The sequence below is a fragment of the Rhizobacter sp. Root404 genome (genome assembly GCF_001425865.1).
GTDB lineage: Bacteria > Pseudomonadota > Gammaproteobacteria > Burkholderiales > Burkholderiaceae_C > LMDS01.
Window position 1 is genome coordinate 112,559 of record NZ_LMDS01000007.1, and the last position, 21,761, is coordinate 134,319.

Here is a 21,761-nt window from a genome sequence, read left to right on the forward strand (position 1 = left end):
CGCATGGACCACAACGACCCCGCGCTCCAACGCCTGATCGACCGCGTCACGACCGCCCGCGAGGCCGGTGCACAGCTGTGCATTCGCGGTGGTGGCTCGAAGGACTTCTACGGTGAAGCGCCGCAAGGCGAGGTGCTCGACACCCGCGTGCTCGAAGGCACCTCCAGCTACGAGCCGACCGAACTCGTCGTGACCACCCGCTGCGGAACCGCGCTGGCCGAACTCGAGGCGCTGCTGGCGACCAAGGGGCAGTGCCTGCCGTTCGAGCCGCCGCACTTCGGCGATCCGAACCTGAGCCCGAAGAACCGCGGCGCGACCGTCGGCGGCATGGTCGCGGCCGGGCTGTCCGGCCCGTCGCGCGCGACCGTCGGCGCGGTGCGCGACTACGTGCTCGGCGCGACGCTGCTGAACGGCAGGGGCGAGGTGCTGACCTTCGGCGGCCAGGTGATGAAGAACGTCGCCGGCTACGACGTCTCGCGGCTGCTCGCCGGTTCGCTCGGCACGCTCGGCGTGATCCTCGAGGTCTCGCTGAAGGTGATGCCGATGGCTCCCGCCACGGTCACGCTGCGGCTCGAGATGGACCAGGCGACCGCGCTCGCGAAGCTCAACGACTGGGGCGGCCAGCCGATCCCGCTGAACGCCAGCGCCTGGTGGGACGGCAACCTGATCGTGCGGCTGCGCGGCGCGCTGGCCGCGGTTCAGGCGGCGCGCGTGCGGCTCGGTGGCGATATCGTGGAGCCCGAGCACGCCAGCCCGTTCTGGGCCGGCCTGCGCGACCACACCGACGAGTTCTTCACCGCCGCGCACGCCGCGGTCGACCGCGGCGCGACGCTGTGGCGCCTGTCGGTGCCGCAGACCGCGCCGCCGCTGGCGCTGACCGGCGAACTGATGATCGAGTGGGGCGGCGCGCAACGCTGGCTGTGCAGCGCGCTGCCGGCAACCACGGTGCGCGACGCCGCGGCCCGCGTGGGCGGCCACGCGACGCTGTTCGCCGCGCGCGACAAGGCGGCCGGCGTGTTCGCGCCGCTGCAGTCACCGCTCGACCGCATCCACCGCGACCTGAAGAAATCGTTCGACCCCTCGGGCATCTTCAATCCCGGCCGGCTCTACCCCGGCCTCTGACCCGCGCAGGACCCCACCCCTCGATGCAGACCCACCTCGCTCCCCAGTTCAAAGGCACGCCCGAGGGCGACGCGGCCGAGGCGATCCTGCGCAAGTGCGTGCACTGCGGCTTCTGCACCGCGACCTGCCCGACCTACCAGCTCCTCGGCGACGAGCTCGACGGCCCGCGCGGGCGCATCTACCTGATGAAGCAGGTGCTGGAAGGCGTCACGCCGACCCGCAGCACCCAGCTTCATCTGGACCGCTGCCTGACCTGCCGCAACTGCGAGAGCACCTGCCCGTCCGGCGTGCAGTACGGGCAGCTGGTGGAGATCGTGCGGCCGATGGTCGACGACGTGGTCGAGCGGCCGACGCGCGAACGCGCCGTCCGCTGGGCGCTGAAGGAAGGCCTGACCTCGCCGCTGTTCGCGCCGGCGATGCAGCTCGGCCAGGCGCTGCGCCCGCTGGTGCCGGCTGCGCTGAAGAACAAGGTGCCGGCCAGGCCCGGCGCGCGCGCCCACCACTGGCCGACCCGCACCCACCCGCGCAAGGTGTTGATGCTGATGGGCTGCGTGCAGCCGGCGATGATGCCCAACATCAACAGCGCGACCGCGCGCGTGCTCGATGCCGCCGGCATCCAGACGGTCGTGGCCGACGAGGCCGGCTGCTGCGGCGCGATCCGCACCCACCTGAACGACACCGAGGGCGGGCTGGCCGACATGCGCCGCAACATCGACGCCTGGTGGCCGCTGATCTCGGGCGGGCCGGGCTCGCTGGAGGGCGTCGAGGCGATCGTGATGAACGCGTCGGGCTGCGGCGTGACGGTCAAGGAATACGGCCACGCGCTGGCGCGTGACCCGGCCTATGCCGAGAAGGCCGCGCGCATCAGCGCGCTGACCCGCGACCTGAGCGAACTGCTGCCGGTGCTGGTGCCGGCTTTGAAGAACAAGGTGCGCCTGCGCCAGGGCCCGATGAAGCTCGCGTTCCACCCGCCGTGCACGCTGCAGCACGGCCAGCAGCTGCGCGGCGGCGTCGAGACGCACCTGCGCGCGCTCGGCTTCGACATCGACGTGGCGCCCAGCGAATCGCACCTGTGCTGCGGCTCCGCCGGCACCTACTCGGTGCTCCAGCCCGAGCTCGCCTACCAGCTGCGCGACCGCAAGCTCGCCAACCTCGCGCCCCTGGAGGCCCAGGCGATCGTGTCGGCCAACATCGGCTGCATCCAGCACCTGCAGACCGGCACCGCGACGCCGGTGCGGCACTGGGTCGAGGTGCTGGACGACGCGCTGGCCTGAGAGCGCGCGTTCAGCGGGGCGCCGGCGCGGTCGGCGGCCAGAAGCAGCAGCTGGTCCAGACCAGACTGACGATCTCGCCGAGCGTGTTCTTCGCCCCGTCGCTGCTGGTCCACCAGCGCGGCCCGTCGTAGAGGCTCGGCGGCACGGCGATGACGCCCACGTCGACCGCGTCGCCGAGCGCGAGCCGGTACACCTGACGCGAACGCCGCGCGTGCACCCCGAGCGTGTAGACATCGACCGCCTCGAGCCGCACGCCGTTCAGCGCCGCCCACTCGCGCACCTGCAACGCACTGAGGTAGGTGCGCTCCTGCAGCGTCTGCGGCGCGGGCACGGCGAGCACCGGCACCGCGCTGTCCGCGTCCTCGCGCAAGATCGCCGCGGCGCGCGCGGCGTAATGGCGCCAGCCGCCGACGTCCTGGTCCCGGTCGATCGGGCCACCGGTCGTCAGCACGCGCTGATAGTGTCCGCTGCGTCGCAACGCACGCGCCTGCTGCAGATCGGCCCGCGACAGCCAGCCTTCGACCACCAGCGTGCGGGCGCCGGGCGCGGGCGCATGCGGCGCCAGCCAGTCGTACGCGTGGCGGCCGGTCCAGAACAGGATCGCCGCGAGGGCGGCGACCATCAGCGACGCGACGGGCAGCGTCGGCAGCCAGACGGCGCGGCGGCGGAACAGCGGCACGCGAGCCGATTCAGATGCAGCGACCGCCGTCGACTTCCATCGCGACGCCGGTGATCATCGAGGCCTCGTCGCTGCACAGGAAGCATGCGGCATTGCCCATGTCCTGCGGGGTCGAGAAGCGGCCGAGCGGGATGGTCGCAAGGAACTTGGCACGCATCTGCGGCGTGTCCTCGCCCATGAAGGTCTTCAGCAGCGGCGTCTCGCCCGCGACCGGGTTCAGCGCGACCACGCGGACGCCGAACGGCGCCAGCTCGACGGCCATCGCGCGCGTTGCGGTGATGACCCAGCCCTTGCTCGCGTTGTACCAGCTCAGACGCGGCCGCGGGCTGACGCCGGCGGTGCTCGCGACGTTCAGGATCACGCCCGACTTCCGCGCCTTGAAACGCGGCACGACGACCTTGGCGGCAAGGTAGATCGCCTTGACGTTGATCGCGAGGATGCGGTCGAAGTCGTCTTCGCTCACGTCCTCCATCGCCTGCGGCAGGTGCGAGACGCCGGCGTTGTTGACGAGGATGTCCAGGCGCCCGAAGTGCTGTTGCGCGGCGTCGACCATCGCGCTCACGTCCGCGGCCTTGGCCACGTCGACCTGCAGCGCGCGCGCGTTCGCGCCGAGCGCCGTCGCGACGCGCGCACCGCCGGCCGCGTCGCGGTCGGCGATCAGCACGCGCGCGCCCTCGGCGACGAACTTGGTCGCGATGCCCTCGCCGAAGCCGGAGCCGCCCCCGGTGACGATCGCCACCTTGCCTTCGAGTCTCATGTCGTTCCTTGTGGTTTTCAGCCGTGGTGGATCGCGACCGTCTTCAGCGTCGAGAAGCCGTACAGCGCCTCGAAGCCCTTCTCGCGGCCGTGGCCCGAGTGGCGCACGCCGCCGAACGGCAGCTCGACGCCGCCGCCGGCGCCATAGTTGTTGATGAACACCTGGCCGCACTTCAGCGCGCGCGCCATCCGCATCTGCCGGCCGCCGTCGCGCGTCCAGACGCCCGCGACCAGGCCGAACGCGGTGCCGTTGGCGATGTGCAGCGCCTGCGGCTCGCCGTCGAACGCGATCAGCACCTGCACCGGGCCGAAGATCTCCTGCTGCGCGAGCGCATGGTCGGCCGGCACGTCGTCGAACAGCGTCGGGCGCACGTAGGCGCCGCCGCGCGGGAGGTCGGCCGGCAGTTCGCCCTGCGCGGCGATGCGCAAGCCGCTGTCGCGGCCGATCGCGAGGAAGTGCTCGACGACCTGCTGCTGCCGCTTCGAGATCAGCGGCCCCATGTCGAGATCGGCCACCGCCGGGCCGATGCGCAGCGCGCGGTAGCGCTCGGCCATGCGGTCCCGCACGGCCTCGAACACCGGCCGCTCGACGAGGATGCGCGAGGCCGCCGAGCAGGTCTGCCCGGCGTTCTGCAGCCCGGCGTTGACGAGGAACGGCAGCGCGGCGTCGAGGTCGGCATCGGCGAACACGACCTGCGGGCTCTTGCCGCCGAGTTCCAGCGTCACGGGCACCGCGTTCTGCGCCGCCGCCGACTGGATCAGCCGCCCGGTCGCGACCGAGCCGGTGAAGGAGATGTGGTGAATGCCGGGGTGCGCGGACAGCGCCGCGCCGGCCTCTTCGCCGAGCCCCGGCACGACGTTCAACGCGCCGGCCGGCAGCCCGGCCTCCATCGCGATCCGCGCAAACGCGAGCACCGTGAGGCACGCCTCCTCGGCGGGCTTCAACACGCAGGCATTGCCCATCGCCAGCGCGGCGCCGACGCTGCGACCGACGATCTGCATCGGATAGTTCCACGGCACGATGTGGCCGGTCACGCCATGCGGCTCGCGCAGCGTCAGCGCGGTGTAGCCGTTCTGGAACGGCAGCGTCTCGCCGTGCACCTTGTCGGCCGCGCCGCCGTAGAACTCGAGATAGCGCGCCAGCGCGATCGCGTCCGCCCGGCCCTGCTTCAGCGGCTTGCCGACATCGAGCGCCTCGAGCATCGCGAGCAGTTCGACGTTGTCGAGCACCTTGCGGCCGACCGCGGCCAGCACGCGCCCGCGCTCGGCGGCGGTCAGACGGCCCCAGTCGCCGGCCAGCGCGGCCTGCGCGGCGGTGACGGCGGCGTCGATGTCGGCCGCGCCACCGCGCGCGATCCGCGCGAGCACGCTGCCGTCGGACGGGTTCTCGAGCGCCAGCGTCTGGCCGCCTGCCGGCGCGCGCCACGCGCCGCCGACCAGCACCATGCCGGGGTCGAACGGAATCTCGAATCTCGTCGCTGCCACGTTGTTCTCCTGCGCCACCGCGCGGTGATGGGCCATGATATTGGAATGGGCATCTTCCTCCTCCGGCGCTTCGCGACCTTCGTCGCCACGCTGTTCGCGGCGTCGATCGTCGTCTTCGCCGTCCAGGGCGTGCTGCCGGGCAACGCCGCGCAGGTGATGCTCGGCGAGTCGGCCACGCCCGAGGCGGTCGAGGCGCTGTCGAAGAAGCTCGGCCTCGACCAGCCCGCCGCGGTGCGCTACGGCCGCTGGATCGAGGGCTTCGTGACGGGCGATCTCGGCACCAGCGTCGCCTACGAGACGCCGGTCGCGCAGCTGATCGCCGAGCGGCTCGCGGTCAGCGCGCCGCTGGCGCTGATGGCGATGGCGCTGACGACCGTGATCGCGCTGACGCTCGGCATCTACGCGGCCTCGCGCCACAACCGGCTCGGCGACGTCGGCGTGATGGCCGCGAGCCAGATCGGCATCGCGATCCCGAACTTCTGGTTCGCGATCCTGCTGATCCTGGTGTTCGCGGTGAAGCTGCAGTGGTTCTCGGCCGGCGGGTTCCCGGGCTGGCGTGTCGACGACGGCGGCGGCACGTGGCCGGCCTTCAAGGCGCTGATCCTGCCGGCCGTCGCGCTCGCGGTGGTGCAGGCGGCGATCCTGGCGCGGATCACCCGCAGCGCGGTGCTCGACGTGCTGCGCGAGGACTTCGTGCGCACCGCGCGCGCCAAGGGTCTGAGCCAGCGCCAGGTGCTGTGGCGCCACGTGTTGCGCAACGCGTTCGTGCCGGTGCTGACCGTGATGGGCCTGCAGTTCGCGAACCTGCTGACCGGCACCATCGTGGTCGAGAACGTGTTTTCGCTGCCGGGGCTGGGGCGGCTGATCTTCCAGGCGATCTCGAACCGCGACATCCTGGTCGTGCAGAACGTCGTGATGCTGCTGGCCGCCGCGGTGATCGTGATCAACTTCGTCGTCGACGTGCTGTACGCGGTGATCGACCCGCGGCTGAAGGTGCACTCGGTATGACGTTCCTCCAGAGGGCCCTTCGCCACAAGAGCTTCGCGATCGGCGGTCTGCTGGTCGCGCTGCTGATCGCGACCGCGCTGCTGTCGTTCGTCTGGACGCCGTATTCGCCGACCGACCTCGACATCCCGAACAAGCTGCGGCCGCCGAGCGCCGCGCACTGGCTGGGCACCGACAGCCTGGGCCGCGACATCGTCACGCTGCTGATCGTCGGCAGCCGCAACTCGATCGCGGTCGGGCTGATCGCGGTCGGCATCGGTCTCTCGTTCGGCGTGGCGCTCGGGCTGCTGGCCGCGGCGCGGCGGGGCTGGGTCGAGGAGCTGGTGATGCGCTTCTCCGACTTCACGTTCGCGTTCCCGGCCTTGCTCTCGGCGATCATGCTGACCGCGGTGTACGGCCCCGGGCTCGGCACCGCGATCGTCGCGATCGGCATCTTCAACGTGCCGGTGTTCGCGCGCATCACCCGCGCCGCGGCCAACGGCGTGTGGGCGCGCGAGTTCGTGCTCGCGGCGCGCGCCTGCGGCAAGGGCGCGTGGAGCATCACGTTCCGCCACGTGCTGCCGAACATCGCGGCGATCCTGATCGTGCAGGCGACGATCCAGTTCGCGGTCGCGATCCTGGCCGAGGCCGCGCTCAGCTACCTCGGCCTGGGCACCCAGCCGCCGATGCCGAGCTGGGGCCGGATGCTGAACGAGGGCCAGAACCTGATGTACCAGTCGTGGCTGCTGGCGGTCTGGCCCGGCCTGGCGATCGTGTTCTCGGTGCTCGGGCTGAACCTGATGGGCGACGGCCTGCGCGATCTGTTGGACCCGCGCCTGGCGCGTCAACGCTAGCCCGTCGACGCCAGCCCGTCAGTGGATCGGTCCGGTGGGCAGGAAGTCCATCGGCACCGTCGACATGCGGCGCGCGTCGTTGCCGTCGACCTCGACCCGGTCGCGGCCGCTGTGCTTGGCGTCGTACAGCGCCCGGTCGGCCCGCTCGACCACCGCGTCGAAGGTCTCGCCCGCCGCCCACTGCGCCAGCCCGACCGACACGGTGATCGGCACCTCGCCGGCGCGGGTGCGGATCTCCGACGCGGCGACGTTGTGGCGCACCGACTCGGCGACGCGCCGCCCGCGGCTCGCATCGCACTGGCGCAGCACGATCATGAACTCCTCGCCGCCGACGCGCGCCAGGCAATCGCCGTCGCGCAGACGGGCGCCGAGCAGCGTGCCGACCGCGCGCAGCACCTCGTCGCCGACGCGGTGACCGTGGCGGTCGTTGACCTGCTTGAAGTGATCGACATCGACCATGCACAGCGTCACCTGCTCGCGCCCGGCGTGCACGGCTTCGGCCAGCGGCTCGGCGAAGGCGGTGACGTGACGCCGGTTGAACAGCCCTGTCAGCGGATCGCGGTGCGCGGCATGGGCCGCGGCCCGCAGCGAGCTGTCGAGCGAGGCATTCTCGGTTTCGAGCGCCTGGCGGTAGACCTGCAGCTCCTGCACCAGCGTGGCGTTCTGGCGCTCGGCGGCCAGCGCCTGCAGCAGCGTGCCGTGGATGCTGAAGACGCGCAGCTGCAGCGCCACCGCGCAGACCAGCGTGCCGAGCGCGAGCAGCACCATCACGCCCGGCCCCTCCCAGACCATGAAGCCGACCAGCGGCAGCACGCTGGCCGCGACCAGCACCAGGCTGGCGGGCAGCGCCGCGATGTAGGTGATGGCGAGCAGCGCGGTCGCGACGAAGGCCGCATAGACCACGCAGTACTGCGACAGCAGCGAGATCGAGCCGTGCAGCGCGATCGGCGCCAGGCCCCAGACCGAGGAGGCCAGCAGCACGAGCGCGTCGTAGCGCCAATCGGAGCGCGGATCGGCCGGGTCCAGCCGGGCCAGCAGGCGACGCGCGAGCACGACGCGCACGCCGAACACCGCGGCCAGGGCGAGCCACGCGAACACACGCGGCCCCAGCGGCGCCTCGTACGCGAGCCCGAACAGCAGCAGCGCGAACGAGGCCAGCGACAGCCGGCCGTTGCGCATGGACATGTCCATGTAGCGCTGCAACAGCGTCAAGCGGATCGCCGGCGGCACGTCGACGACGACCGGCGAAAGCTGGCGCAATGCGGCGCGGACCGAACGGAACTCCTGCTGGAACGGCATGGCAGATGACCCGGGCGCGCCGGGTGGCGCCGGATCGGCGCCGTGCCACAGCGGGCGGTGGACGCGGATGCTAACGCGACGGCGGCCGAAGCGGCCGGCATGGACTTCGACCGCGGGCGGCGTGACTAATGCAGTGCTCCGGGCCGGGTGCGCTCGATGGCCGCGACCGACAGGCGCATCGCGTCGACCGTGTCGACCTCGACGCGATCGCGCCCGGCGCGCTTGGCCTGGTACAAGGCGCGGTCGGCGCGCCGCAGCGCCGACTCGAAGGTCTCGTCGGCCGCCCATTGCGCGACACCGACCGAGACCGTGGCCCCGACCGGGCCGGCATCGGTCTCGATCTCGACGCCGCCGACGATCAGCCGCAATGCTTCGGCCACCCGCTGGCCGCGGCCGATGTCACAGCGCCGCAGCACCGCGACGAATTCCTCGCCGCCCAGCCGGGCCAGGCAATCGGCCTCGCGCAGGCGCGAGCCGAGCAGGTCGGCGATGGCCTGGAGCACCTCGTCGCCGACGGCGTGGCCGTGCGCGTCGTTGATGCGCTTGAAGTGGTCGATGTCGACGACGCACAGCGCCACTTCCTCCACGCGCCGACGCACCGTGTCAGCCAGCGGCGCGGCGAAGGCCTCGAGGTGGCGGCGGTTGTACAGACCGGTCAGCGGATCACGGCTGGCGGCGTCGCGGGCATCGCGCAGCGAGCTGCCGAGCTGTGCGTTCTCGTGCTCCAGGCGCCGCCCGTCGCCTTGCAGTTCGCGCACCAGTTGGGCATACGCCTGCTCCGCCGCGAGCGCGCGCAGCAGCGTGCGATGGCCGGCGAGCACGCGGCTCAGCAGCGCGCCGACGCAGATTGCGGTGGTCACCGCCAGCACGCCGGAGATCAGCGTGCGCTGCAACGCCATGAACGTGACCAGCGGCACGAAGCTGGCGGTGATCAGCACCACCGTGGCCGGCAACGCCGAGTGGTAGCTGACCGACAGCACCGCGATCACCGCGAGCGCGCCGTACAGCACGCCGGCCAGGTTGGACGGCGAGATGTGGCCCTGCAGCACGAACGGCGCGAAGCTCCAGCTCGTCGAGGCGGCGAGCAGCAGCAGGTCGTGCGCGAGCGTGGACGGCGGGTTCGGCGAGTCGAGCCCGCGCACCATGCGCTCGGCCAGCGCGACGCGCAGCACCAGCACCACGCTGAGTGCCGCACCGGCGACCAGGCGCGCCGTCAGCGGCACCTCATGGGCCAGGCCGAACAGCAGCAGGCCGAGCGAGATCACGCCGAGACGGCCGTTGCGGATCGAGACCTCGAAATAGCGCCGCAGCAGCAGCTGGCGAACCGGGATCGGCACGTCGACGACGACCGGGGAGCGCGCACGCAGGGCTCGTCGGACAGAGCGGAAGGAATCGTTCACGGAACTCGGCGCGGCCTGCGAAAGCCGCAAGGCTCGCGATTCGCTGGCGCAGTGGCAAGTCACGGCGCCGTTTCAGCGGCACATTCACACACCGGCGTCGCGCCGCGGCCCGGGCCGCGGGGCCGCGGCACAATGCCGGCGTGCCTGCCCCCGCCCCGACCGCCGCGCCGCTGCTCGAAGTGACGAACCTGCGCGTCGGGCTCGACACGGCGCGCGGCCCGGCCGATGCGCTGCGCGGTATCGATCTCGCGTTGGCGCACGGCGAAACGCTCGGGCTGATCGGCGAAAGCGGCTGCGGCAAGTCGATGACGGCGATGGCGATCATGGGTCTGCTGCCGGCCGGCGCGCGGGTCAGCGGCAGCATCCGCCTGCACGGGCAGGAGCTGGTCGGCGCGAGCGACGCCGCGCTGTGCCGACTGCGCGGCAACCGCATCGGCATGGTGTTCCAGGAGCCGATGACGGCATTGAACCCCTTGCACACGATCGGCGACCAGATCGCCGAGCCGCTGCGCCTGCACGACGGACTCGGCCGCACGGCGGCCCGCGCCGAGGCGCTGCGCCTGCTCGAACGGGTGCGGCTGCCGCAGGCCGCGCAGCGGCTCGACGCCTACCCGCACCAGCTCTCCGGCGGGCAGCGCCAGCGCGTCACGATCGCGATGGCGCTGGCCTGCGGGCCCGACCTGCTGATCGCCGACGAGCCGACCACCGCGCTCGACGTGACGATCCAGGGCGAGATCCTCGACCTGATCCGCGAGCTGGTCACCGAATCGAACATGGCCCTGCTGATGATCAGCCACGACCTCGGCGTGATGGCCCGCACCGTCGCGAACCTGCTGGTGATGTACGGCGGCACGGTGGTCGAGGCCGGGCCGACGGCCGAGGTGTTCGCGCACCTCGCGCACCCGTACACGCGCGGGCTGTTCGCGGCCCGCCCGCGGATGGGCGCCGCGCGGGTGGACGGGCGCAAGCCGCGGCTGGCGACGATCCCCGGGCGCGTGCCGGAGCTGGTCGACATGCCCGCCGGCTGCCCGTTCGCCGACCGCTGCGCCTGGGCGATCGACGCCTGCCGGGCTGCGCCGCCGCCGGTCGCCGTCGGGCCGGCGCACACGGCGCGCTGCATCCGCGTCGGCGAGCTGGATGCGCCGACATGACCGAACCGTTGCTGACCGTCGAGAACGTCGTCAAGCGCTACCACCTGCCGCGCGAGCGGCTGCTGCAGCCGGCGCCGGTGGTCGAGGCGTTGCGCGGCGTCAGCTTCGCGGTGCAGCCGGGTCGCAGCCTCGGGATCGTCGGCGAATCGGGCTCCGGCAAGTCGACGCTGGCACGCCTGGTGATGGCGCTCGAAGCGCCGACCGAAGGGCGCGTCACGCTGCTCGGGCGCGACCTGCACGCGCTCCGGGCGACCGCGCTGCGCGCCGCGCGGCGTGATTTCCAGATGGTGTTCCAGGACCCGTACGGCTCGCTCGATCCGCGCCAGCGTGTCGGCCGCATCGTCGCCGAGCCGCTGGTCGGCGTCGACGCGACGGCAAGGCGTGCCCGAGTCGCCGAGGCACTCGACGCGGTCGGTCTGCGCGCCACCGATGCCGACAAGTACCCGCACGAATTCAGCGGCGGCCAGCGCCAGCGCATCGCGATCGCCCGCGCGCTGATCACGCGGCCCAAGCTGATCGTCGCCGACGAGCCGGTCAGCGCGCTCGACGTCTCGGTCCAGGCGCAGGTGCTGAACCTGCTGGCCGACCTGCAGCAGCAGTTCGGCGTCACCTACCTGTTCATCAGCCACGACCTCGCGGTCGTCGACCACGTGTGCGACGACGTGGCGGTGATGCGCAGCGGCTTGATCGTCGAGTACGGGCCGACCGAGCAGGTGCTGCAGCGGCCGGCCCATGCGTACACGCGCGCCTTGCTGGCCGCGATGCCCGAGGCGGTGGACGCGCTGCCGCGTTCCGCTAGAGTCGAATCCCCCGCCCCCGGAGAGTGAGCCGATGAAGACCTCGAACCCCCGCACCACCACTGTCGCACTGCTCGCCCTCGCCGCAGCCGCGTCGCTCGCGGCGCCCGCCGCGCAGGCGCAGGCCCGCAAGGACAGCGCCGTGCTCGCGATGGTCCTCGAGCCCGCACCCGGGCTGGACCCGACCAGCGCGTCGGCCGCCGCGATCGGCGAGGTCGTCCACTACAACATCCTCGAGGGGCTGACCAAGATCAACATGGACGGCAGCATCGTCCCGCTGCTGGCCGAGAGCTGGACGATCGACCCCGACGGCAAGAGCTACACCTTCAAGCTGCGCAAGGGCGTCAAGTTCAGCGACGGCGAGGCCTTCGACGCCAGCGACGTGAAGTTCAGCTTCGAGCGCGCCAAGGCGCCGGGCTCGACCAACAAGGGCAAGAAGGCGGTGTTCGACAACATCAGCCGCATCGACACGCCCGATGCGTACACCGTGATCGTGGTCCTGAACCAGCCCGACGGCAACTTCCTGTTCCGCATGGGCGAGAACACCGCGGTGATCCTCGACCCGAAGAGCGCCGCCACCACGGCGACCAAGCCGGTCGGCACCGGCCCGTTCAAGCTCGACAACTGGGCCAAGGGCGCGTCGATCACGCTGTCGAAGAACGACGGCTTCCGCAACCCGGCGGCGATCAAGCTGAAGAAGGTCACGTTCCGCTTCATCAACGACCCGGCCGCGCAGGTCGCGGCGCTGCTGGCGGGCGACGTTGACGGCATGCCGCGCTTCGGCTCGTTCCAGAGCCTGAAGCAGTTCCAGGGCGACCCGCGCTTCACGGTCACGCCGGGCGGCACCGAGGGCAAGACGATCGTCGCCATCAACAACAAGAAGAAGCCGTTCGACGACGTGCGGGTGCGCCGCGCGATCGCCGCGGCGATCGACCGCAAGGCGGTGATCGACGGCTCGTCCGAGGGCTACGGCAAGCCGATCGGCAGCCACATGGTGCCCAGCGACGCGGGCTACATCGACCTCACCGGCGCGAATCCGTACGACCCCGAGAAGGCCAAGGCGCTGCTGAAGGAGGCGGGCGTGGCCACGCCGCTGAACGTGACGCTGACGCTGCCGCCCCCGCAATACGCCCGCCAGGGCGGCGAGATCGTCGCGGCGCAGCTCGCCAAGGTCGGCATCAATGCGAAGATCGAGAACGTCGAGTGGGCGCAGTGGCTCAGCGGCACCTTCAAGGGCAACTTCGACCTGTCCGTGATCAGCCACGTCGAGCCGCTCGACTTCGACCGCTATGCCGACCCCAGCTACTACTGGGGCTACAACTCCAAGGCTTACAACGACCTGTTCGCCAAGTACAACAGCACCACCGACGCCAAGGGCCGGCTGAAGCTGATCGGCGACATCCAGCGCCAGCTCGCCACCGACTCGGTCAACGTCTACCTGTACCAGCTGCCGCAGTTCGCGGTCGGCAAGAAGCAGCTGAAGGGCCTGTGGAGCAGCTCGCCGGTGTTCGCGAACGACCTGTCGGCTCTGTCCTGGCAGTGAGGCGATGACGGCGCCGCACGAACTCTCGGCCGTCGAACTGCTCGCCGGCTACCGCGCTGGCACGCTGTCGCCCGTGGAGGTCGTGCGCGACGTGGTCGCGCACATGCGGTCCTGGGAGCCGCACCTGCACGCGACCTACGCGTTCGAGCCCGACACGGCGCTCGCGCAGGCCGAGGCCTCGCAGGCCCGCTGGCAGCGCGGCGCGCCGCAGGGCGCGCTCGACGGCGTGCCGGTGACGATCAAGGAGAACATCGCCACGCGCGGCGTGCCGGTGCCGCTGGGCACCGCCGCGACCGAGCTCGTGCCCGCCACGGCCGACGCCCCGCCGGCGGCGCGGCTGCGCGAGGCCGGCGCGGTGATCCTGTGCAAGACGACCATGCCCGACTACGGGATGCTGTCGTCCGGGCTGTCGAGCTTCCACCCGCTGACCCGCAACCCCTGGGACCTGCGCAAGAACCCCGGCGGCAGCAGCGCGGGCGCAGCCGCGGCGGCCGCGGCCGGCTACGGGCCGCTGCACGTGGGCACCGACATCGGCGGCTCGGTGCGGCTGCCGGCCGGCTGGTGCGGCATCTTCACGCTCAAGCCCAGCCTCGGGCGGATCCCGATCTTCCCGCCGTATGCCGGGCGCGTCGCCGGGCCGATGACGCGCAGCGTCACCGACGCCGCCCTGATGATGGCCACGCTGAGCCTGCCCGACGCGCGCGACACGATGAGCCTGCCGTACCAGGCGATCGACTGGCGGCAGCTCGACCGCGACGTCACCGGCCTGCGCATCGGCCTGCTGATGGACGCCGGCTGGGGCCTGGCCGTCGAGCCGGAGGTGCGCGCGGCGATCGAGGCCGCGGCACGCACGTTCGAGGCGGCCGGTGCGATCGTCACGCCGATCCCGGCGTTCATGACGCGCGCGATGATCGACGGCATGGACGACTTCTGGCGCACCCGCTCCTGGATGGACATCTCGGCGCTGCCCGAAGCGCGCCGCGCGAAGGTGCTGCCCTACATCACCGAGTGGGCGCGCGGCGGCGAGGGCCTCAGCGGCGAGCGCGTGTTCCGCGGCTACGGGATGATGGGCGCGATGCGCGAGGCCGCCGTGGCCGCCACGGCACCGTTCGACGTGTTGCTGTCGCCGACCGCGCCGATGCCGGCCTTTCCGGCCGAGCATGCCGGCCCGACCAACGACCCGGCGACGCCGTTCGAGCACATCGCGTTCACGCTGCCGTTCAACATGAGCGAGCAGCCCGCCGCCAGCATCAACTGTGGCTACACCGCGGCCGGGTTGCCGATCGGCCTGCAGATCGTCGGCCACCGCTTCGACGACCTCGGCGTGCTGCAGGTCGCCCGCGCCTGGGAACAGCTGCGCGCGCCGCAACGGCCGTGGCCGGAACCGCCGGCGCGCGCCGGCTGAGCGCGATGTTCGACCTGCGCGGCATCGCCGTCAGCACCCGCTCGGCGGAGGCGCTCGCCGCGACCGAGCGCGCCCTGTGGCGGATGATGTCGTTCTACGGCACGCCGGTCGACGACCTGCTCGCCGCCCACGCCGCCGATCCCGCCTGGCCGCTGCCGCTGGTGATGCACGCCGGCTTCCTGCTGAGCCTGACCGAGCCGTCGCTGGTCCCCGAGGCGCGCGCGCTGCTCGACCTCGCCGAGCCGATGATCGCGCGCGCCAACCACCGCGAGCGCGACCACATCGTCGCGCTGCACACGCTGCTCGCCGGCGACTGGCACGGCGCCTGCCGCGAGTGGGAAGCGCTGCTGCTGCACGAGCCGCGCGATGCGCTCGCACTGCAGTGGGCGCACCTGTTCGACTTCTACCGCGGCGATGCGGTTCAGCTGCGCCAGCGCGTGGCCCGCGTGCTGCCCGAGTGGTCGGAGGCCGACCCGCTGTACCCGTACGCCCTCGGCCAGTACGCGTTCGGCCTCGAGGAATGCCAGCTCTACGCCCAGGCCGAGGCGACCGGTCGGCGCGCGCTCGCCGGCGGCGCCAAGGTGCCGTGGGCGATCCACGCGGTCGCGCACGTGATGGAGATGCAGGGCCGCTACCTCGAAGGCGGGGCCTGGATGACGCAATGGCAGGGCGACTGGGCCGAAGGCAACGGCTTTTCCGGCCACCTGGGTTGGCACCAGGCGCTGTTCGCGCTCGAGGCGCTCGATCATGCCGAGGCGCTGCGCCTGTTCGATGCGCATCTGCACGCCGATCCGGCGCAGATCACCTTGCAGCGGCTCGACGCCTCGTCGCTGCTGTGGCGGCTGCAGCTCGTCGGTGCCGATGTCGGTGCGCGCTGGGCCGGGCTGGTCGAGGGCTGGGACCTGTCCGACCACGCCGCCGGCATCTACCCGTTCAACGACCTGCACGCGCTGCTCGCGTTGATCGGCGCGGGTGACCTGACGGCTGCGCAGGACTGGGCGCGCCGGGTCGCGCTGCAGGCCGAGCGCAGCGGCGGCAGCAACCGGGCCGTGGCGCGCGACGTCGGCGGCCCGCTGATGCGCGGCGTACTCGCGCTCGCGCTCGGGCGCTTCGACGAGGCGATCGAGACGCTCTACCCGGTGCGGGCGCTCGCGAGCCGCTTCGGCGGCAGCCACGCCCAGCGCGACCTGATCGACCAGACGCTGCTCGCCGCCGCCGTGCGCGCGACCGATCGTGCGGTCGGCCGCGCCCTGCTGAACGAACGGCGCCTCGGCAAGCCCGAGACGCCCTTGACCGACCACTGGGCGCGCCGCCTCGGCCTGCGCCACGCCCGCGCCGCGTGATCGGCGCTGCCACGGAGGAACGCGATGGCCACCCTGGACGAACAGATCGCGCACAGCCTGCGCGAGGCGCAACGCAACGGTGAGCTTCAATCGGCCGCGAGCTGGGGCAAGCCGCTGGACCTGGACGACGGCTTCGCGCAGACGCCCGAGGAACTGCGCATGGGCTTCAAGGCCCTCAAGGACGCCGGCTTCGCGCCGCCCGAGGTAGAGACGATGAAGACCATCGCCGCGCTGCGCAGGCAGATCGATGCCGAGTCCGACCCCGCCGCGGCCGACGCGCTGCGCCACCGCCTCAGCGAGCTGCAGCAGCACCTGGCGCTGCGCCTCGAGAAACTGCGGCGCACCGGCAGCCTCTGAGCGCGGCGGCGCATCCCCCACAGATCGCAGGACCGCCCCGCACGCGCCGCGCTGCGGCCTTAGACTGCCAGCCATGGCCATGATCCTCTGTCCTGGCTGCGGTGAAGAGAACCCGGCCAAGTTCCGACTCTGCGGGTATTGCGGTACAGCGCTGTCGGCGGCCGCGGCACCGGTGCTGCCGGCGCACGAAGTGCGCAAGACGGTGACGCTCGTCTTCTCCGACCTGAAGGGCTCGACCGCGCTCGGCGAGCGCCTCGACCCGGAGGCGGTGCGCGAGGTGATCGACCGCTACTTCAACGCGATGGCCGCGGAGATCACCCGCCACGGCGGCAAGATCGAGAAGTACATCGGCGACGCGATCATGGCGGTGTTCGGCCTGCCGCGCGCGCACGAGGACGACGCCCTGCGCGCGGTACGCGCCGCCGCCGGCATGCGCGAGGCGCTCCAGCGCGTCAATGCCGACCTGCTGCGCCGCCACGGCGTCGCGCTGGCGAACCGCACCGGCGTCAACACCGGCGAGGTCGTCGCCGACGACGACCCGAACGCCGCGCAGAAGCTCGCCACCGGCGATGCCGTCAACCTCGCCGCGCGGCTCGAGCAGGCCGCGCCCGAGAACGAGATCTACCTCGGCGAGACGACCTACCGCCTGGTGCGCGACGCCGTCACCGTCGAGGCGGTCGAGCCGCTCGAGCTCAAGGGCAAGGCGGAACGCATCCCGGCGTACCGCCTCGTCTCCGCCCACGGCCTGATGGGCAGCGTGCGCCGCGTCGACACGCCGGTGGTCGGGCGCGACGCCGAACTGGCGGCGCTCGCCGAGGCGTGTTCGCAGGCCCGCATGACGCGATCGAGCCGTCTGGTGACGGTGATCGGCGACGCCGGGCTCGGCAAGTCGCGGCTGGTGCACGAGGCCGTCGGCCGGGCCGGCGAAGGCGCCCGCGTGCTGCGCGGCCGGTGCCTGCCCTATGGCGACGGCATCACCTTCTGGCCGCTGCGCGAGATGGTGTTCGGCGCCGCCGGCATCACGAACGACGACGCGCCGGAGGACGCGCGCGCGAAGATGCAGGCGGTCATCGGCGAGGCCGATGTGGTCGACCGCCTCGCCGCCGCGGCCGGCCTCAGCGCCAAGCCGTATCCGCTGCCGGAGCTGTACTGGGCCACAGGCAAGTTCCTCGAGACGATGGCCGGCAACGACATCGTGCTCGCGATCGTCGATGACATCCACTGGGCCGAGCCGGCGTTCCTCGACCTGCTCGAGCACCTGCTCGATTCCGACGCCAGCGCGCCCGCCCTGCTGCTCGCCACCGCGCGCCACGATCTGCTCGAAGACAAGCCCGATTGGGGCGAACGGGATCGCTCGACCCGGCTCGTGCTCAAGCCGCTCAGCGACGCCGCCTCGGCGGCCGTCGTCGCCAACCTGCTCGGCAGCGCCAACCTGCCGGAGGACGTGGTGCAGCGCATCGTCGCGGCCGCCGAGGGCAACCCGCTGTTCGTCGAGCAGATGCTGTCGATGCTGATCGACAACCGCGCGATCCGCCAGGAAGACGGACGCTGGGTGCGTGGCGAGCGCTATGCCGAAATCGCGGTGCCGCCGACGATCCAGGCGCTGCTGGAGGCACGGCTCGACCGGCTCGGGCGCGAGGAGCGCTTCACGGTCGAGCCGGCCGCGGTGATCGGCATGCAGTTCGCGGTGCCCGCGGTCACGGCGCTGGCGCCCGAGGCAACGCGCCCGCAGATCGGCGAACGCCTGCAGACGCTGGCGCGCAAACGGTTCATCGAGTCGGCGGCGACCGCCGAGGGCGAGGTGCTGTTCCGCTTCCATCATCACCTGGTGCGCGAGACGGTCTACGGCGGGCTGCTCAAGCGTGCCCGGGCGCGGCTGCACACCGACTTCGTGCGCTGGGCCGATCAGGTCAACGCCGAACGGGGGCGCGCGCTCGAATTCGAGGAGATCCTCGGTTACCACCTCGAGCAGGCGCACCGCTACCTCGGCGAACTCGGACCACTGGACGAGCAGGCCATCGCCACCGGCATCGATGCGGCGCGGCGCCTGACCGGCGCCGCCCGGCGCGCGTTCGCGCGTGGCGACATGCATGCCGCGGTCAACCTGTTTCGCCGCTCGACCGCGCTGCTGCCGGCGGACCACGCGCAGCGGCTGGCGTTGCTGCCGGAGCTCGGCGAGACGCTGATGGAGCTGGGCGATTTCGCGGATGCGCGGGCCGTGCTCGACGAGGCGGCGGTCACCGCCGAGCAGGTCGGCAATCAGCGGGTGCGCGCCTCGGCGCGGATCGTCCGGATGCTGGTGCGCCTGTACAGCGCCGAGCCAGGCGACTGGAGCAGCATGGCGCTGCAGGTGGCCGAAGAGACCATTCCGATCCTCGAACGCGAAGGCGCCCACGACGAACTGGCGAACGCCTGGCGCCTGAGCGGCCAGGTGCACGGGATCGCGCTGCGCTACCGGCAGATCGTCGTCGCGATCGAGAAGTCGATCGCGCATGCGCGCCTGGCGGGCGACGCGCGCATGGTCGCGCGTGCCGGGCTGGCGCTGTCCACGACCGCCCTTTACGGCCCCACGCCGGTGGCGCAGGCGATCGAGCAGTGCGAAGGCATCCTGTCCGGCGGGCTGACCAACCGCCAGGTCGAGGCGATCGTGATGTGCACGCTGGCCCAGCTGCACGCGATGCGCGGTGAGTTCGACCGCGCGCGCGCGCTCTACCGCCGCGGTCGGGCGATGCTGCACGACCTCGGCCAGGGCGTGAATGCCGCGTCGACCGGCATGGACGTCGGCCGCGTCGAGTGGCTGGCCGGCGACCTCGTGACGGCGGAGCGCGAGGTCCAGGCCGATCTCGACTTCCTCGCGCAGCGCGGCGAGACCTATTTCCTCTCGTCGATGGCGGCGCAGCTGTCGTGCATCGTGCGCGGGCTCGGCGACGACGCGCGAGCGCTCGAGCTGTCGCTCACCGCCGAACAGGCGGCCGCCGAGGACGACACGGTCTCGCACATCATGTGGCGGGTCGCGCGGGCGCCGCTGATCGCGCGCTCGGGCGACCTGCCGGAAGCCGAGGCGCTGGCGAGCCGCGCGATCGAACTCGCGCGCAGCACCGACGCACCGATCTTCCTGGCCGACGCGCTGGTCGAGCTGGGCTCGGTCCTGCACCTGGCCGACCGGGCGGAAGAAGCGCGCGCCGCGATCGACGAGGCGATCGCGCTGTATGCCGAGAAGGGCGACACCGTCTCGACGGCGCGCGCCCGGGGTGTCATCACCAGCGGCTGACGCCGTTCTCCAGTGCGTGCAGGATGAACTGCCAGTCGCCGACATCGTCCGGCGTCGGCGCGTTCTTCTTCGTGAACTCGGTGCGCGAGAAGACGCACACCGGGCTGGCCGCCGTCGGGACGCCATTCGCCGGGCAGGCCGACAGCGGACCGAGATCCCGGCCGTCGTCGTAGTGCGAGTAGCTGACCACGGCGTTGGAAATCTTGGCCCCGTTCGCGATCGTGCTCGCATCGCGGCGGAGCTCGATCGTCGCGAACGTCCTGAAGAGCTGCTCGTTGTTCGGCACCTGCACGATCGCGGTGTTGGTCGTCGTGGTGTCGCCCGTGGCCCCGCCGAGCGTGACCGTCACGTCCACCTGGGCGGTCGTCAGGCTCTGGCCGGGCGGAACCGCCAGCTTGACCGCCGCCGTGGGCCGCAGGTTGGTCCCGCTGGGGGGCAGCACCGAGCCGCTGCCGGTGAAGAACGTTCCGCCGAAGCTCGGGATGTAGGTGGTGAAGCCGGCCAGGATCGAATCGGTGGCGGTCGTCACCAGGGCGATCGCTTCACTGCCGGTACACGGTGGCGACGGGATCTGCACGCCGTTGCACAGGATCGATGACGGCGTGCTCGAGCTGTTGCCGCTGGCGTAGTCGAAGCTCCAGCCCAGCGCGATCGCCGCGTTCGCGGCCCAATGGTTGGCGGCGGCCAGCGGCGGGGCCGAGAAGATCAGGACGAACGAATTGTTGGCACCCGCCTTCATCTGCGGGAAGCTGCAGGTGACCGACGATCCGCTTCCGCTGCACGCCTGGGTCCCGATCGCCTCCACGTAGGACGCCGTGGCACCGGCATCCTCGTTCAGGGCCGTCAGGTCACCCGTCACGACCGAGGAGGCGTCGAACCGGATCGCGTTGTTCGTGTTGCCGGACGAGTTGGTGATCGACACCTTGTAGGCGGCGTAGGTCGTGAGCCCGTTGCGACTCACCGAGACGCTGGCCGGGCTGCTGGCGCCGGCGCCCACCGGCACCACGGCGACCTCGAAGTTGGCATTGGCGGCGCGCGACGCGGTCGACGCGGTGCCCAGCGCCGCAGCCAGGAAGGCGAGCGCCAGGCATGCGCCTGAGCGTGCAAACGAGAGACGATTCCGGACGTGCCTGCGAGCGACGCGATGCAGCGCGCCCGGGCTGAAGAGACTGGCCGACATGTCTTCCTCCTGTGGGCGGGACCAGTTGCTGTATACCAACAAGCATTCCGCCAAAACCGTGATCTTCGTCACATTCACAAACCCTTGTAACCGGGAATGTCCGGGGTCGTTTGAGGAATTCCCCGCATTGAAAACAGGCCGGTCAGCGCCGTCGCCGATCCCGAGACATATGCACACCCGGGCCGAGACGCACTCGGTTACGGTGCCAGACGAAGAAATGGTTGGCAATTCAATCCGGTCATCAGCATGCTCAACGACCTGAAAAATCATCTCGGCAGTTCGGTCGAATCGGTGCGGCGCCTGTTCCTGCGCCCGGCGCCTGCGGCCGCCGACGAACGTCGCGGGAGCAACCGCGACGCGCGGCTGCGAGCCCGTGAGGAACATCACCGCCGGGTGCGGCTCATGCGCCGCGAGCTCTACCAGCTGATGGAGCAGCACCCGACGTCGCGCGACCTGATGCGCCACCTCGACCTGGTCGAGCGCACCTTGCGACAGGAAGGCTTCAGCGCCGTCCAGGCCCTGCCGGTGCGCGTGATCGCGCGGGCCTTGCAGCAACTCGAGCAGCTGGTCTGGGACTGGACGCCCGCAGGCCTGGCGGAGTTGCGATCGCGGCTGGCCGTGATCGTGCGGACGCGCGCAGTCGATGCGCCGGCCCGTCCGGGCGCCGCACCGTCACCCGCGCCCGCCGCGAAGCCTGGCGAACCCGAACTCGGCGGCGCGCTGGTCGGCCCGGCGGTCGGCGACGCGACCGAGATCGACCACGCCGAATTCGCCGAGATGGAACGCAGCTGGTCCGGCCAGATGCCGGCGGACGTTCGCGACGCACTCGCCGCGGCGCGCCCGGCCTGAACGCCGGCGGCG

18 protein-coding genes are annotated in these 21,761 nt (G+C 71.7%); 12 read left to right on the plus strand and 6 right to left on the minus strand.

Annotated features, from left to right (window positions below):
- Nucleotides 1-3: 3 nt before the first annotated feature.
- Both glcE and glcF read left to right on the plus strand, forming a co-directional pair.
- Nucleotides 4-1,122 (plus strand): glycolate oxidase subunit GlcE, encoded by a 1,119-nt coding sequence (glcE, locus tag ASC76_RS22825; protein ID WP_082549405.1) that lies wholly within the window; start codon nt 4-6, stop codon nt 1,120-1,122.
- Between the two features lie 23 nt (nt 1,123-1,145).
- On the plus strand, nt 1,146-2,396 hold the full coding sequence (glcF, locus tag ASC76_RS22830; protein ID WP_056472441.1) for a glycolate oxidase subunit GlcF: 1,251 nt from the start codon (nt 1,146-1,148) through the stop codon (nt 2,394-2,396).
- Between the two features lie 10 nt (nt 2,397-2,406).
- Here glcF and ASC76_RS22835 read toward each other — a convergent pair whose 3' ends face one another.
- From ASC76_RS22835 to ASC76_RS22845, 3 genes are read right to left on the minus strand one after another with little or no spacing between them, the layout of a single operon-like run.
- The gene (locus ASC76_RS22835; protein WP_056472445.1) at nt 2,407-3,075 is read right to left on the minus strand and encodes a hypothetical protein; all 669 of its coding nucleotides are present in this window, start codon (nt 3,073-3,075) and stop codon (nt 2,407-2,409) included.
- 10 nt (nt 3,076-3,085) lie between these two features.
- The gene (locus ASC76_RS22840; RefSeq protein WP_056472448.1) at nt 3,086-3,832 is read right to left on the minus strand and encodes a glucose 1-dehydrogenase; all 747 of its coding nucleotides are present in this window, start codon (nt 3,830-3,832) and stop codon (nt 3,086-3,088) included.
- Nucleotides 3,833-3,849: 17 nt separating this feature from the next.
- On the minus strand, nt 3,850-5,277 hold the full coding sequence (locus ASC76_RS22845) for an aldehyde dehydrogenase family protein (protein WP_056472725.1): 1,428 nt from the start codon (nt 5,275-5,277) through the stop codon (nt 3,850-3,852).
- 84 nt (nt 5,278-5,361) lie between these two features.
- On the opposite strand from ASC76_RS22845, the gene ASC76_RS22850 reads away from it, so the two are divergent.
- Entirely contained in the window at nt 5,362-6,324 is a 963-nt protein-coding gene (locus ASC76_RS22850) for an ABC transporter permease (protein ID WP_056472451.1), read from the plus strand.
- On the plus strand, nt 6,321-7,154 hold the full coding sequence (locus ASC76_RS22855; RefSeq protein WP_056472452.1) for an ABC transporter permease: 834 nt from the start codon (nt 6,321-6,323) through the stop codon (nt 7,152-7,154). Before ASC76_RS22850 ends, ASC76_RS22855 begins: the two co-directional genes overlap by 4 nt.
- Before the next feature lie 18 nt (nt 7,155-7,172).
- On the opposite strand, the gene ASC76_RS22860 is transcribed toward ASC76_RS22855, so the two are convergent.
- Together ASC76_RS22860 and ASC76_RS22865 are read right to left on the minus strand one after the other, a co-directional pair.
- Complete coding sequence (locus tag ASC76_RS22860) at nt 7,173-8,453, minus strand: diguanylate cyclase (protein ID WP_056472455.1); 1,281 nt, start codon at nt 8,451-8,453, stop codon at nt 7,173-7,175.
- Nucleotides 8,454-8,578: 125 nt separating this feature from the next.
- Nucleotides 8,579-9,853: a GGDEF domain-containing protein gene (locus ASC76_RS22865; RefSeq protein ID WP_056472458.1), complete on the minus strand. Its 1,275-nt coding sequence runs from the start codon at nt 9,851-9,853 to the stop codon at nt 8,579-8,581.
- A 140-nt stretch (nt 9,854-9,993) separates the two neighbouring features.
- Here ASC76_RS22865 and ASC76_RS22870 point away from each other — a divergent pair, with 140 nt between their 5' ends.
- From ASC76_RS22870 to ASC76_RS22900, 7 genes are all read left to right on the plus strand, one after another.
- A complete protein-coding gene (locus ASC76_RS22870; RefSeq protein WP_056472460.1) occupies nt 9,994-11,004 on the plus strand; it encodes an ABC transporter ATP-binding protein in 1,011 nt (336 codons plus the stop codon).
- Nucleotides 11,001-11,831, plus strand: a complete 831-nt coding sequence (locus tag ASC76_RS22875) for an ATP-binding cassette domain-containing protein (RefSeq protein WP_056472462.1) — start codon at nt 11,001-11,003, stop codon at nt 11,829-11,831. The genes ASC76_RS22870 and ASC76_RS22875 overlap by 4 nt, the downstream gene beginning before the upstream one ends.
- 4 nt (nt 11,832-11,835) lie before the next feature.
- Nucleotides 11,836-13,344, plus strand: coding sequence for an ABC transporter substrate-binding protein (locus tag ASC76_RS22880; protein ID WP_056472465.1), 1,509 nt, complete (start codon nt 11,836-11,838; stop codon nt 13,342-13,344).
- A gap of 4 nt (nt 13,345-13,348) precedes the next feature.
- Entirely contained in the window at nt 13,349-14,749 is a 1,401-nt protein-coding gene (locus ASC76_RS22885; protein WP_056472468.1) for an amidase, read from the plus strand.
- Nucleotides 14,719-16,092, plus strand: a complete 1,374-nt coding sequence (locus ASC76_RS22890; RefSeq protein ID WP_235580566.1) for a tetratricopeptide repeat protein — start codon at nt 14,719-14,721, stop codon at nt 16,090-16,092. The genes ASC76_RS22885 and ASC76_RS22890 overlap by 31 nt, the downstream gene beginning before the upstream one ends.
- A 24-nt stretch (nt 16,093-16,116) precedes the next feature.
- The gene (locus ASC76_RS22895) at nt 16,117-16,449 is read left to right on the plus strand and encodes a DUF1992 domain-containing protein (protein ID WP_056472471.1); all 333 of its coding nucleotides are present in this window, start codon (nt 16,117-16,119) and stop codon (nt 16,447-16,449) included.
- Nucleotides 16,450-16,522: 73 nt separating this feature from the next.
- Entirely contained in the window at nt 16,523-19,720 is a 3,198-nt protein-coding gene (locus ASC76_RS22900; RefSeq protein WP_162247156.1) for an adenylate/guanylate cyclase domain-containing protein, read from the plus strand.
- On the opposite strand, the gene ASC76_RS22905 is transcribed toward ASC76_RS22900, so the two are convergent.
- Nucleotides 19,707-21,284: a hypothetical protein gene (locus ASC76_RS22905; RefSeq protein ID WP_162247157.1), complete on the minus strand. Its 1,578-nt coding sequence runs from the start codon at nt 21,282-21,284 to the stop codon at nt 19,707-19,709. The genes ASC76_RS22900 and ASC76_RS22905 overlap by 14 nt on opposite strands.
- A gap of 18 nt (nt 21,285-21,302) precedes the next feature.
- Between ASC76_RS22905 and ASC76_RS22910 the strand changes: the two genes are divergently transcribed.
- Entirely contained in the window at nt 21,303-21,749 is a 447-nt protein-coding gene (locus ASC76_RS22910; RefSeq protein ID WP_157615989.1) for a hypothetical protein, read from the plus strand.
- The last annotated feature ends 12 nt before the right edge of the window (nt 21,750-21,761 follow it).